The sequence below is a fragment of the Comamonas sp. CAH-2 genome, from assembly GCF_009668305.1.
GTDB classification, from domain to species: Bacteria; Pseudomonadota; Gammaproteobacteria; order Burkholderiales; family Burkholderiaceae_C; genus Comamonas; species Comamonas aquatica.
In genome coordinates this window covers 1-12,455 of sequence record NZ_VSWF01000017.1, presented here as the reverse complement: position 1 = coordinate 12,455, position 12,455 = coordinate 1, and the positions used below count along the sequence as shown (strand labels likewise).

Genomic DNA, 12,455 nt, shown 5'->3' with positions numbered 1-12,455 from the left:
GGGGGCCAGAGGGGCTCGGCCGCCTGGTCTTTCGCTGGACGGCTGCCGGCCTGTTTGGGGATCCGGGCCGCCCCCCGGCATGGTGGCCCATGCCTTATGACGTCGAATCGGTCTCTAGCGCGCGTCCAGCCAGCGCTGGATGCTATGAAAGTGCTGAGAGACCGGCGTTTAGAACTGCCAGGCCACAGCGCCCAGGCCCTCAAACTGCAGTTGCACCCGGTCGCCGGCCTGCACGGCGGGGCAACCGGTCCAGGTGCCGGTGGTGACCACGGTGCCGGCCGGCACCGTGCCGTAGTGCTGGGTCACGTGCTGCAGCCAGCCGGCCAGCAGCCAGGTGGGGTCCTGCAGGCTGTGTGTGCCGGTGAACGCCTGGGCCGGCCCCTCGTTGATCTGCAGCGTGCAGGTCTGCCGCATCCAGTCGTGCTGGCGCAGGGGCGCAAAGTCCTGCCAGGGCCCCAGGGCCAGGCCGCCGTGGCACTGGCCGTCGGCCAGCAGCGTCAGCGCCGGTGCCTGCAGGCCTTCGCGCCAGCGGCTGTCCACCCATTCAATCGCCACGGCGCAGGCATCCACCAGGGCGGCGGCCGTGTCCGGGGTGAGTGCGGCCGCGTCGACGGCGCTCACGTCCTGGCCGAGGCGCAGGGCGATCTCGCCCTCCACCCCGCGCAGGCTGAACACCGTGCCCGGTGCGGGGGCCACGTCCACGCCGACATGCACGCCCGGCTCGGGCAGGGGCGCATGGACCAGGTGCGCACTGCGCTGCGGGGCGCCCGACTTCCAGTAGCGGGGCACGCTGCCCTCGGGCCACCAGCGCCAGGTGCGCGCCAGGGCGCGCTGCACGGCGCGGGCTGCGTCCGCATCCTGCAGCATGAAGGCCATGTCCTCGGCGCGCGCCGAGCGCTCGCCCAGCTTGCGCGACCACCACAGGGCGTCGGCAATCGCATAGGCGTCTGCAGGCAGCTCGGGCGCCACCTGGGGCCAGTCGGGCAGGATGTCCTCGGGGTCATCCTTGGCCAGCAGGTTCAGGCCCAGTGGCGGCTGGTTGGCAAAGGGGGACGGGCCCTGGGCACAAAAGCCCGTGGTGCAATCTTGGGGGGAATCGGTCGACATGGTTCGGCATCATGGCAAAAGCTGGCGCGGCGTGGCGCGGGGGCGCGCAGGATCCCGCACAGCGCAGGCGGATTCCCTTGCCGCAAACGCGGGATTGGTGCCTGCGCCGGGCGGCGGTGGCCCGCAAAAAATATCGCAGGTAGGCATTTCACAATTGCAGGTAGATAATTTGGCGTTGATGCTGAGTTGATGATTTTTGAGTGGAAAAGCATCTATATGCATTAAATGCATAGATTGACAAACAAGAGGCTTTGGACAGCAAGAAGGGCCGTGCGTACGCTGAAAAAAAAGCGAGCCTTGGCTGCTTTTTGCTGTGCGTCTGTCGCACCATTTCTCAAAGGTTGTTTCCATGCCAGTCCATGACCATTCCGCGCAATTGATGCAGCACGCGCTGCCCTCCTACCTGAACCCCGACGACGTCGGCCCCTGGGGCACTTACCTGAAGCAGGTGGACCGCGTGACGCCCTATCTGGGATCGCTGGCTCGCTGGGTGGAGACGCTCAAGCGCCCCAAGCGCATCCTGATCGTGGATGTGCCGATCGAAATGGATGACGGCTCGATCGCCCACTTTGAGGGCTACCGCGTGCAGCACAACCTCAGCCGCGGCCCCGGCAAGGGCGGCGTGCGTTTCCACCAGGACGTGACGCTGTCCGAAGTGATGGCCCTGTCGGCCTGGATGTCGGTGAAGAACGCGGCCGTGAACGTGCCCTACGGCGGCGCCAAGGGCGGCATCCGCGTCGATCCGCGCAAGCTGTCCAAGGGTGAGCTGGAGCGCCTGACGCGCCGCTACACCAGCGAGATCGGCCTGCTGATCGGCCCCTCCAAGGACATCCCCGCACCGGACGTGAACACCAATGGCCAGATCATGGCCTGGATGATGGACACCTACTCCATGAACACCGGCGCCACCGCCACCGGCGTGGTCACGGGCAAGCCCGTGGACCTGGGCGGTTCGCTGGGCCGTGTCGAGGCCACGGGCCGCGGCGTGTTCACCGTGGGCGTGGAAGCGGCCAAGCTGACCGGCCTGCCCGTGGAAGGGGCGCGCGTGGCGGTCCAGGGCTTCGGCAATGTGGGCGGCACCGCCGGCAAGCTGTTTGCCGATGCGGGCGCCAAGGTGGTGGCGGTGCAGGACCACACGGGCACCATCTACAACGCCAGCGGCCTGGACGTGGCGGCCTTGCTGGAGCACGTGCGCACCCAGGGAGGTGTCGGCGGCTTCGCCGGTGCCGAATCCATGGCGAACGACGACTTCTGGGGCGTGGGCTGCGACATCCTGATTCCGGCCGCACTGGAAGGCCAGATCACTAAGGACAACGCCCACCGCATCCAGGCCAAGCTGGTGATCGAGGGCGCCAACGGCCCGACCACCCCCGAGGCCGACGACATCCTGAACGACAAGGGTGTGCTGGTGCTGCCCGACGTGATCGCCAACGCTGGCGGCGTGACGGTGAGCTACTTCGAGTGGGTGCAGGACTTCTCCAGCTTCTTCTGGAGCGAGGACGAGATCAACGCCCGCCTGGTGCGCATCATGCAGGAGGCCTTTGCCTCCATCTGGCAGGTGGCCCAGGAGAACAAGGTCAGCCTGCGCACGGCCACCTTCATCGTGGCGTGCAAGCGCATCCTGCACGCCCGCGAAATGCGCGGTCTGTACCCCTGATCGTGCGCTGCGCGCACCCCTCAACAAAGCGGCCGTCTGGCCGCTTTTTTTCATGCCGTGGGGGTCGTGCGCTGCTGTGCCCAGGCATGCCGCTGCAGCGTGCGCTGCGCCAGCTGCAGCACCGGGGCATCGACCATCTTGCCGGCGACCGTGCAGACGCCCCCGGCAGCGTCGGCCATGGCCTGCACGACGGCCTGGGCCTGGGCCACGGCGGCGGCGCTCGGGGCAAATACTTGGTGGACGGTTGCCAGTTGCGCGGGGTGGATGCACAGCTTGCCGCCAAAGCCCATGCGCAAGGCCCGCTGGCTGTCGGCGGCGGTGCGGGCCGGATCGCGCGTGTCGACGGTCACACCGTCAATCGGTGCGGCCAGGGCCGCGCGGCGGCTGGCCATGACCAGGGCCATGCGGGTGGGCAGCAGCTCGTTTTCGTCGGGGCCGCACTGCATGCCGGCATCGACCTGGAAATCCAGGTGGCCAAACGCCAGGCGCACCACCTGCGGCACCTGGGCCAGGGCATCCACGGCATCCAGGCCGGCCACGCTTTCGATCAGCGGCACCAGGGCGCAGTGGGGGCCGGCCACCTGGGCCAGCTGCTGCAAGGTGGCGGGGTGGTCGGCCTTGGGCACCACGGCGCCGGCCATGCCCAGCTGCACCAGGCGTGCCAGGGCCTGCACGTCCGCCGTGAACCAGGCCGTGCCGGTGGCGTTGATGCGCACCAGCAGCCGGGCGCGCTGCGTGGCCGGCAGGGCCTGCACGGCCGCCTCCAGCGTGCGGCGGGCGTCCGCCTTGGCGCCCGGGGCCACGGCGTCCTCCCAGTCGGCAATCACCAGGTCGGCGCCGCTGGCCAGAGCTTTGGCCAGGCGCTCGGGCTGGCTGGCCGGAACGAAGAGGAAAGAGCAGGCATTGCGCAGCAGGGGGGACATGGTCGACGGGGTCACGGGTATTGGGAAAGCTCGATCAGGTTCTGGTCGGGGTCGCGCACATAGACCGAGGTGATGGGGCCTTGCGCGCCGGTGCGGGCCACGGGGCCGCATTCGACCGCCACCCCATGCGCGGCCAGCCGGGCCTGGACCTGGTCCATCGGCAGCCGCGTGATCAGGCACAGGTCCAGGGCGCCGGGCGTGGGGTGCTGGGCCTTGGGTTCGAACTCGCGGCCGGCGATGTGCAGGTTGATCTTCTGCGCGCCAAAGACGAAGGCCTTGCGGCCCGCGCCGAACACTTCCAGCTGCATGCCGAGCACGGTGCAGTAAAAGTGCGTGCACGCGGCCTCGTCGGTGGTCGTCAGCACCAGGTGGTCCAGGTGGTCAATCATGGGGGGAGTCTCCAGGTGGGCGGCGCGCGGGGCCGCCACCGGCCGCCGCACGCCTGTCGGGGGCTTACTCGGCCGTGACCCCGGTTTCACGGATCACCTTGCCCCAGCGCGCCACTTCGGCCTCCAGGTGCTTGCGCAGGCCTTCCGGCGTGGCCTTATCGGGCGAGACCAGGTCGGAGCTCAGGTCCGCGATGCGGGCCTTCACGGTCGCGTCCTTCAGGGCCACATTCAGCGCCTGGTTGATCTTGGTGATCACCTCGTTGGGCGTGCCCTTGGGGGCGTACATGCCGTGCCAGACCTTCACGTCAAAGCCCTTCAGGCCCTGCTCGTTCAGGGTCGGAATGTCGGGCAGCGAAGACAGGCGCTCGGACGTGGTCACGCCGAACACCTTGGCGCGCTTGCCATCCTTGATCACGGGCACAGTCTGGGTCGTCTGGTCGCACAGCAGGTCGACCTGGCCGCCCATCAGGTCGTTCATGGCCGGGCCGGCGCCCTTGTACGGGATGGTGGTCAGCTTCACGCCCAGCTGGTGCATGAACAGCATGCCGCACAGCTGCGACACCGCACCGATGCCGGCGTTGGCCAGCGACACCTTTTCCTGGTTCTTCTTGACGTAGTCCTGCAGCTCCTGGAAGTTGTTGGCCGGGAAATCCTTGCGCGACAGCAGCGTCATGGGCACGTCCAGCACCTGGCCGATGTACTCGAAGTCCTTGAGCGGGTCATAGGGCAGCTTCTTGTACAGCGCCGGCGCGGTGGCCATGCCCATGTGGTGGATCAGGATGGTGTAGCCGTCGTTCTTGGACTTGGCCACGCGCGTGGGTGCGATGGTGCCACCGGCGCCCACCGTGTTCTCCACCAGCACACTCTGGCCCAGGCTCTGGCCCATGGGCACGGCCAGCAGGCGGGCCACCACATCGGTGGGACCGCCGGCGCTGTAGGGCACCACCAGGGTGATGGGCTTGTCGGGCCAGTTGTTGGCCAGGGCCGAGCCCACACTGCAGGCCAGCACGGCCCCTGCGGCGCAGGCCTTCAGTGCCCAGCGGCGCGAGGAAGAGGTGGATGGGTGGGTCATGGTGGTCTCCTAGGTTGAACATGGGACGGGCGTTGTCGGTGTCGCCTCTGTGCCCGGGGGGAACACATGCCGGCGGCCCCCGCCACTGGCATGCACATACGGTTACTCAGGCCAGCAGGCGCTGCACACGGGGCCACAGGGCCACCTGCCACAGCCGGGCCACGGCCTGGCGCGCCTGCTCGGCGGGCACCTGGCTGCCATAGGCCGCCAGGCGCAAGGCCTTGTCGGTGATCTCCTGGCGGCTCAAGGTGTTGCCCGGGTCGCCCTTGGGCTCGTCCACCCGGCCGTGCAGCGTGCGGCCATCGGTGGTCTGCACCGTGACCTTGCCGATCCAGCGCTGCGGGTAGGCGGTGTCCACCTCGGTGTCCAGCACCATCCGCACCTTCTCGCGCAGCGCCACAGTGTCCGGGGCCAGGAAGTGGCTGTCGAATTCGGTCAAACCCGCATGGCCAAAGCGCGCGGCCAGGGCCAGCACGGTGCCCATGGAGAACTTGCTCTGGTGCACCGTGCTGGGCTGCACCACGGGGCCCAGCACGTCGATGGCGCCCTGGTGCACATGGCAGGTCACCTGGGCAAGGTCGGCGGGCTGCAAATGGTTGTGCTGCATCACCTGCAGCAGCGCATCGGCGGCCGGGTGGGTGTGGCGGCAGGAGGCATGCCACTTGAAGCTGGTCTCGGCCGTGGCCCAGCGTGTGCCCAGGCCGTCGCTCAGCCTCGCGGGATGGGCATCGGTGCTCATGCCGGCGGCCAGGCCCTGTGGCCCGGTGAAGATGTCCTGCGCGCCGGTAAAGCCGTCCTTGGCCAGGTAGGCTGCCATCAGGCCGGCCGCGGCGGCGTGCGCGGTGTGCAGCTGCTTGCTGTCGGCGGCGGTGCGCAGAAACTCCCACAAGCCCGCCGACTGCGTGCCGGCCGAGCCGAAGGCGTGCTGCATCTGCGCCGGCGTCAGGCCCAGCAGGTGGCCGACTGCGGCGGCCGCGGCCAGCGTGCCGGCGGTGGCCGTGGTGTGGAAGATGCGGTAGTGGCTGCGCCCCAGGAACTCGCCCACGCGGATGCCGACTTCATAGCCCGCCACGCAGGCGGCCATCAGCTGCGCGCCGCTGGCGCCCAGGCTCTGGGCCACGGCCAGCGCCGGTGGGAAGACCACGGCCGCGGGGTGGAACACCGAGCCGTTGTGCACATCGTCCTGCTCGGCCACGTGCGTGGCGGCGGCATTGGCCAGCGCGGCCATCATGGGCGAGGTCGTGGTGCTTTGGCCAATGACTTCACATGGCCCCGATGCCGGGCCCTGCGACAGCGCAAAGCGCGCAATGCTGTGCACCGGGCGGGCGTTCTGCCCGGCCAGCACGGAGCCAAACCAGTCCACCCACAGGTCCTCGGCCTTGCGCTGCACAGGCTCGGGCACATCGTCCCAGCGCAGCTGGGCGGCAAAGGTGGCCAGGGGATGGATCTGGATGGCAGTTTCTTGCTTCATAAGGTCTCCAGTGCAGGCAGGGCTTGCGCTGACTGCTATGTTTGGTGCATCAGGCGGCGGCCAGCGCGGCGATCTGCTCGGCGCTCCAGCCCAGCTCGGCCAGGATGCTGGCGTTGTGCTGGCCCACGGCGGGAATCGGGTCCATGCGGTAGTCGAAGGCGCTGTTCACGCCGGGTGGCAGCAGGGCCGGCACCTCGCCTGCGGGCGTGTCCACGGTGCGCCAGCGCTGGCGCGCCTGCAGCTGCGGGTGCTGCCACAGGTCGGCCATGTCGTTGACGCGGGCGTTGGCAATGCCGGCGGCCTCCAGCCGCTCCACCACCTGCGCGGCCGTCAGCGCGGCAAAGGTCTGCAGGATCAGCGCCTGCAAGGCTTCGCGGTGGGCGTTGCGCTGGGCATTGCTGTCAAAGCGGGCGTCGGTGGCCACTGCGGGCTGCTGCAGCACGGCGTCGCAAAAGGCCTTCCATTCGCGCTCGTTCTGCAGGCCCAGCATCACGGTCTTGCCGTCCCCGGCGACGAAGGGGCCGTAGGGGTAAATGCTGGCGTGGCTGGCACCGGTGCGCGGCGGCGGTGGCGCGCCGTCGTAGGCGTAGTACAGCGGGTAGCCCATCCACTCACCCATGGCTTCGAGCATGGACACGTCGATGTGGCTGCCCTCGCCCGTCTTGCCGCGTAGCAGCAGGGCCGAGAGGATGTTGGTGTAGGCGTACATGCCCGCGGCGATATCGGCCACCGAGATGCCGGATTTGCTGGGCGTCTCCGGCGTGCCGGTGACCGACAGGAACCCGGCCTCGCTCTGGATCAGCAGGTCGTAGGCTTTCTTGTCGCGGTAGGGGCCATCGGCGCCATAGCCGCTGATGTCGCAGACGATGAGCTTGGGGTTGTGCGCCTTCAAGGCCGCGTACGACAGGCCCATGCGCGCAGCTGCGCCGGGCGCCAGGTTCTGCACCAGCACGTCGGCGGTCTTCAGCAGTTCCATCAGCGCCTGCTTGGCCTGGGGCCGCTTCACGTCCAGCGCCAGGCTTTCCTTGCTGCGGTTGATCCAGGTGAAGTGCGAGGACTGGCCCTGCACCCGCTGGTCATAGCCGCGCGCAAAGTCGCCGCTGCCGGGCCGCTCCACCTTGATGACGCGCGCTCCCAAATCGGCCAGCTGGCGCGTGCAAAACGGTGCTGCCACCGCGTGTTCCAAAGAGACGACGGTGATGCCGTCAAGAGGTCGGATGGCTTGCTTGGTCATCTTGTTTATCCATGGCATTTACTGGCGGCACGGCCCAGCTCAGAGACAGCGAGCCAGGGCCGCCCCGCAGCGAGGCTGTCGTCCCCCTGCCCGCAGCGCACGGCGATGCGAGAGCGGGGGGAAGGCGCGCAGCGACTCAGGGGAGTGTTCATGTCAGAAAGAACGGGGCAGGCCCAACAGGTGCTCGGCCACGTAGGAATAGATCAGGTTGGTGGAGATCGGCGCCACCTGGTACAGGCGCGTCTCGCGGAACTTGCGCTCCACGTCGTATTCGCAGGCAAAGCCGAAGCCGCCGTGGAACTGCAGGCAGACGTTGGCCGCTTCCCAGCTGGCCTTGGCCGCCAGGTACTTGGCCATGTTGGCCTGGGCGCCCATGGCTTCGTGCCGGTCGAACAGCTCGCAGGCCTTCCAGCGCATCAGGTTGGCGGCTTCCAGCTCGATGAAGCTCTCGGCGATGGGGAACTGCACGCCCTGGTTCTGGCCAATCGGGCGGCCGAACACGTTGCGGTCCTTGACGTAGTTGGTCACGCGGTCCATGAACCAGTAGCCGTCGCCGATGCACTCGGCGGCGATCAGCGTGCGCTCGGCATTCAGGCCGTCGAGGATGTACTTGAAGCCTTGGCCCTCCTGGCCGATGAGGTTCTCTGCGGGGATCTCCAGGTCCTCGAAGAACAGCTCGTTGGTCTCGTGGTTGACCATGTTGGGAATGGGGCGCACGGTCATGCCCTTCTTTTCCGCTTCGCGCAGGTCGACCATGAAGATGGACATGCCTTCGCTCTTCTTGGTCACCTCGGCCAGCGGCGTGGTGCGCGCCAGCAGGATCATGAAGTCGCTGTGCTGGATGCGGCTGATCCAGACCTTCTGGCCGTTGATGACGTAGCGGTCGCCCTTCTTCACGGCGCTGGTCTTGATCTTGGTGGTGTCGGTGCCGGTGGTGGGTTCGGTCACGCCCATGGACTGCAGGCGCCATGCGCCGGAGGCGATCTTGGGCAGGTACTTCTGCTTTTGCGCCTCGGAGCCGTGGCGCAGCAGCGTGCCCATGTTGTACATCTGGCCGTGGCAGGCGCCGGAGTTGCCGCCACAGCGGTTGATCTCTTCCATGATCACGCTGGCCTCGGTCAGGCCCAGGCCGGAGCCGCCGTACTCCTGCGGGATCAGCGCGGCCAGCCAGCCGGCCTCGGTCAGTGCGTGGACGAACTGCTCGGGGTAGGCGCGTGCCTCGTCCACCTGGCGGAAGTACTCGTCGGGGAAGGCCTGGCACAGGTCGCGGATGGCGTCGCGGATCTCGTGGTGGTTGTGGGAGAGGGTTTTTTCGATCATGGCGGTTTCAAGCGTTTTGGGCCTGCAGCGCTTGTTTGGAAAGCGCTGGCAGCTCCTGTTTTCGATGTGTCAGGCCAGGGTGGCGGTGGCCTGCATGGTCAGCCAGCCTTCGTGGTCCTGGGCCCACAGCTCGATGGTCTTGCCGTCGGCCGAGGGCTTGCCATGCACGCTGAAGGCGTGCAGGTCGAAGGTGGGGCGCACGGCCTTGAAGGCGAAGCTCTGCACCTGGGCCTGGGGCAGGCTGCGGCGCAGCAGGTCGATCAGCAGCGTGGCGATCAGCGGGCCGTGCACGATCAGCCCGGGGTAGCCTTCCACCTCGGTCACGTACTTGCGGTCGTAGTGGATGCGGTGGCCGTTGAAGGTCAGCGCCGAGTAGCGGAACAGCAGCACGTCGTCCGGCGTGATCACGCGCGACCAGCTTGGCTGGCCGTCCAGCGGCGGGCGCACGGGCACGGGGGCCGCATCCCCGGGCTGCGCGGCGGCGCGGTAGACGATGTCGTGCTCCTCCGTCAGGGACACGCCCTGGGCGTTGCGGAACTGGTGCTCCACCAGCACGAACAGCAGCTCGCCCGAGCGCCCGGCCTTGTGCGTCACCGAGCGGATGGTGGACACGCGCTCCACCGCCTGCCCGACCTGCAGCGGGTTGGCCGTGTTCCAGCGCAGGCGCCCGCCGGCCCACATGCGGCGTGGCAGGGGCACGGGCGGCAGAAAGCCGCCGCGTTGCGGGTGGCCGTCGGTGCCGATCTCGCTTTGGCGGGCGTGCGGCAGAAAGTACAGCCAGTGCCACAGGGGCGGCACGGCCGTGCCGGCGTGGGGGGCGGGGTCGTCACGGTCCAGCGTGGCCGACAGCGCACGCAGCGGCGCGGCGGTGACGGTGTCGGGCGTGGTCTCGGACTTGCCTTGCCAGGATTGCAGATGGGCCAGCAGGGTGGGGTCGATCTGGGGTGTCACAGCGTGGTTCATGCGGCGTTCTCTCCATCAGGCACGTGGCCTGGAGCAGGGGTGTTGCCGCCATCTTCTGGCGCCGCCAGGCTTTCTACAATCACAGCTTTTGGGAGCAAGCCTTCGGTTTTTCAAAAGCCAGGCGCGCCCTGGTACTAACCCGGAATCACCATGCGCCTTGAATTGAAAGACTTTCAGCTGTTCCTGCAGGTGGCCAAAAGCGGCAGCCTCACCAAGGCATCGGAGCAATTCCACCTGTCACTGGCGGCCACCAGCGCGCGCATCAAGGCGATGGAGGAAGAGGTCGGCATGCCTTTGCTGATTCGAGAGGCTCGCGGCGTGCGCCTGACGCCGCCGGGCGAGGCCTTCCTGTTCCACGCCCGGGCCATGCTGCAGCAGGCCCAGCAGCTGCAGTCCGAGTTGCAGGAGTACGGCGCCGGCCTGCGCGGCCATGTGCGGGTCTTTGCCAACACCACGGCGGTGACGGAGTTCATGCCCGACATCCTGGCCGCCTACCTGATGGCGCACCCGCACATCAGCGTGGACCTGCAGGAGCGCCCGAATGCCGCGATCGCCAGCGACATCCGCGAAGGCCGCGCGGACCTGGGCATCATCGCCGGCGAGGTCGACACGCACGGCCTGCGCAGCCTGCACTTCAGCACCGACCGCCTGGTGCTGGTGGCGCCCAACGATGCGCGCTGGCAGGGCGTGGCCGCAGTGGCCTTTGCCGAGGTGCTGCACGAGCGCTTCGTGGGCATGCACCGCAGCAGCACGCTGCAGACCTTCCTGAGCCAGATCGCCCAGCAGCTGGGGCAGACGCTCAAGCTGCGCATCCAGGTGTCGAACTTCGATGCCATGTGCCGCATGGTCGCGGCCGGGGTGGGCGTGGCGGTGGTGCCAGAAAGCGCGGCCCTGCGCAGCACTGCCGATGGCCAGCTGTGCCGCATCGCGCTGAGCGACGCCTGGGCGGTGCGCCCGCGCTACATGCTGGTGCGCGAAGGCGTGGCGCCGGCCAGCCATGTGCAGGAACTGATGGCCGCCGTGCAGCGCCACCACGCAGTCCCGCCCGCCTGAGTCAGCGGCGCTGGGCGCGGTCCACGGACCACAGGTAGTTCATTTCGGCGCAAAAGGGCTGGGCGCACAGGGCGCGGCCCTGGTACTGGCAGCCGGCGCGGTTGCAGAACAGCGATTGCTCGTTGGCGTTTTTCTGCTGCTTGCGGCCCTGGCCTTCGGCCTGCGCCTGGGCCATCAGCAGCCAGGGGTCGGTGGCCTTGTTCTGCAGCATGGCCTGCACCTCCTGCGGCACCAGGTGGGCGGGCAGATAGACCGAGGCCGCCTGCGCGCTCTGCACGGCCTGGGCCAGGGGCTGAAACTCCAGCTGCAGGATGGCGCTGGTGCGCATGGCCTGGGCGGCGGCCGCGGCCGGTGTGCCGGGCAGCACCTGCGGCTGCATCACCAGGCCCATGCTGCCGCTGCTCAGCTGCTGCACGCTGCCGGCAAACGGCAGCTGCAGCAGGCCCGCCAGGCTGGGCACGCCTGCCGGGGTGGACGGCCCCGCCCAGGCGATGGGCAGCGCAGCCCCGGTGGGGGCCGCGCCCGGGCCTTCGGCCGCTCGCGGCAAGGCGGCCCCCAGGGCCGCCTGGGCCTGGGCCCAGGCCACCGGCACGCGCAGCGACAGCGTGAAAGCGCGTTCGCCATCTGTGCCCTGCACCACCCCTTGTTGCACCAGCCAGTTCTGCAGGCTGGGCAGGCGGATGTCGGCCGTGGCCGTCGCAGCCGCCTGGGCGGCCTGTGGGGGGGCGGCCAGGGCGGGCGGTGCGCCCTCAGCCGCAGCGGCCTGCCCGGCCAGTTGCAGCACGGCATTGGCCAGGGCCGTGGGCCAGGCCTGCAGGCTGACCAGCTGCTGCGGCAGCGGCTGGCCGGCGGTGGCGTTCTGCAGCAGGGCGGTCACGAAGGCCTGCAGCTGTGGGCTGACGCCAGCGGCCGGCCAGTTGCCGGGCAGGGTGGCGCTGCCCGCCGGAATCTGGGTGACCAGATTGGCCACCAGCTGGTGGAAGGCATCGAGCTTGACGGCCAGCTGCGCCTGGGGTGACAGGTTGACGGTCTGGGCCAGGGCCGCCTGCACGGCGGCCACCACCGGTGCCACCTGGGCGGCACGGGCCGGTGCCGTGACACTGCTGGTGGCTGTGGTGGCTGTGGTGGCTGTGGTCGTCGGCGGCGCTGGGGTCGCCGGCGTGTCGGTGCTGGCCGGTGGCGACAAGCCCTGGGCGGCCGCTACCGCACCAAAGCCCGCACCGCCTGTGCTGGCGCCGGGGGGCGTGACGGGGGGCGCCGCCAGGG

11 protein-coding genes are annotated in these 12,455 nt (G+C 68.9%); 2 read left to right on the top strand and 9 right to left on the bottom strand.

Going from position 1 to position 12,455, the window contains the following annotated elements; all coding sequences use genetic code 11:
• Positions 1-168 precede the first annotated feature (168 nt).
• Positions 169-1,107, bottom strand: coding sequence for a fumarylacetoacetate hydrolase family protein (locus FYM52_RS10915; RefSeq protein WP_154164118.1), 939 nt, complete (start codon positions 1,105-1,107; stop codon positions 169-171).
• A gap of 349 nt (positions 1,108-1,456) precedes the next feature.
• Here FYM52_RS10915 and FYM52_RS10910 point away from each other — a divergent pair, with 349 nt between their 5' ends.
• The gene (locus FYM52_RS10910) at positions 1,457-2,764 is read left to right on the top strand and encodes a Glu/Leu/Phe/Val dehydrogenase (RefSeq protein WP_051519304.1); all 1,308 of its coding nucleotides are present in this window, start codon (positions 1,457-1,459) and stop codon (positions 2,762-2,764) included.
• A 50-nt stretch (positions 2,765-2,814) separates the two neighbouring features.
• On the opposite strand, the gene FYM52_RS10905 is transcribed toward FYM52_RS10910, so the two are convergent.
• The 7 genes from FYM52_RS10905 to FYM52_RS10875 all read right to left on the bottom strand — a co-directional run bounded on the left by FYM52_RS10905 (position 2,815) and on the right by FYM52_RS10875 (position 10,136).
• Positions 2,815-3,687 (bottom strand): CoA ester lyase, encoded by an 873-nt coding sequence (locus tag FYM52_RS10905; protein WP_154164117.1) that lies wholly within the window; start codon positions 3,685-3,687, stop codon positions 2,815-2,817.
• Positions 3,688-3,698: 11 nt separating this feature from the next.
• Positions 3,699-4,076, bottom strand: a complete 378-nt coding sequence (locus FYM52_RS10900) for a VOC family protein (protein WP_042411975.1) — start codon at positions 4,074-4,076, stop codon at positions 3,699-3,701.
• Between the two features lie 64 nt (positions 4,077-4,140).
• Positions 4,141-5,148, bottom strand: a complete 1,008-nt coding sequence (locus tag FYM52_RS10895; RefSeq protein WP_154164116.1) for a tripartite tricarboxylate transporter substrate binding protein BugD — start codon at positions 5,146-5,148, stop codon at positions 4,141-4,143.
• Positions 5,149-5,254: 106 nt separating this feature from the next.
• A complete protein-coding gene (locus FYM52_RS10890) occupies positions 5,255-6,619 on the bottom strand; it encodes an MmgE/PrpD family protein (RefSeq protein WP_154164115.1) in 1,365 nt (454 codons plus the stop codon).
• Between the two features lie 49 nt (positions 6,620-6,668).
• Complete coding sequence (locus tag FYM52_RS10885; RefSeq protein ID WP_154164114.1) at positions 6,669-7,853, bottom strand: CaiB/BaiF CoA-transferase family protein; 1,185 nt, start codon at positions 7,851-7,853, stop codon at positions 6,669-6,671.
• Positions 7,854-8,006: 153 nt separating this feature from the next.
• Entirely contained in the window at positions 8,007-9,173 is a 1,167-nt protein-coding gene (locus tag FYM52_RS10880; RefSeq protein ID WP_154164113.1) for an acyl-CoA dehydrogenase family protein, read from the bottom strand.
• A gap of 69 nt (positions 9,174-9,242) precedes the next feature.
• The gene (locus tag FYM52_RS10875; RefSeq protein WP_154164112.1) at positions 9,243-10,136 is read right to left on the bottom strand and encodes a MaoC family dehydratase N-terminal domain-containing protein; all 894 of its coding nucleotides are present in this window, start codon (positions 10,134-10,136) and stop codon (positions 9,243-9,245) included.
• 150 nt (positions 10,137-10,286) lie between these two features.
• Here FYM52_RS10875 and FYM52_RS10870 point away from each other — a divergent pair, with 150 nt between their 5' ends.
• Positions 10,287-11,189 carry a LysR family transcriptional regulator gene (locus FYM52_RS10870; RefSeq protein WP_154164111.1) on the top strand — a complete coding sequence of 301 codons (903 nt, stop codon included), beginning with the start codon at positions 10,287-10,289 and terminating at the stop codon, positions 11,187-11,189.
• Position 11,190: 1 nt separating this feature from the next.
• Here the strand turns inward: FYM52_RS10870 and FYM52_RS18655 are convergent.
• Positions 11,191-12,455: hypothetical protein (locus FYM52_RS18655; protein WP_162524700.1), on the bottom strand; the 1,265-nt coding region annotated here is incomplete at its 5' end.

Excerpts from the sequence above, each read along its gene's own strand:
- FYM52_RS10910 (WP_051519304.1), top strand. The coding sequence starts at position 1,457 with ATGCCAGTCCATGACCATTCCGCGCAATTGATGCAGCACGCGCTGCCC.
- FYM52_RS10885 (WP_154164114.1), bottom strand. The coding sequence starts at position 7,853 with ATGACCAAGCAAGCCATCCGACCTCTTGACGGCATCACCGTCGTCTCT.
- FYM52_RS10915 (WP_154164118.1), bottom strand. The coding sequence starts at position 1,107 with ATGTCGACCGATTCCCCCCAAGATTGCACCACGGGCTTTTGTGCCCAG.
- FYM52_RS10895 (WP_154164116.1), bottom strand. The coding sequence starts at position 5,148 with ATGACCCACCCATCCACCTCTTCCTCGCGCCGCTGGGCACTGAAGGCC.
- FYM52_RS10870 (WP_154164111.1), top strand. The coding sequence starts at position 10,287 with ATGCGCCTTGAATTGAAAGACTTTCAGCTGTTCCTGCAGGTGGCCAAA.
- FYM52_RS10880 (WP_154164113.1), bottom strand. The coding sequence starts at position 9,173 with ATGATCGAAAAAACCCTCTCCCACAACCACCACGAGATCCGCGACGCC.
- FYM52_RS10900 (WP_042411975.1), bottom strand. The coding sequence starts at position 4,076 with ATGATTGACCACCTGGACCACCTGGTGCTGACGACCACCGACGAGGCC.
- FYM52_RS10875 (WP_154164112.1), bottom strand. The coding sequence starts at position 10,136 with ATGAACCACGCTGTGACACCCCAGATCGACCCCACCCTGCTGGCCCAT.
- FYM52_RS10905 (WP_154164117.1), bottom strand. The coding sequence starts at position 3,687 with ATGTCCCCCCTGCTGCGCAATGCCTGCTCTTTCCTCTTCGTTCCGGCC.
- FYM52_RS10890 (WP_154164115.1), bottom strand. The coding sequence starts at position 6,619 with ATGAAGCAAGAAACTGCCATCCAGATCCATCCCCTGGCCACCTTTGCC.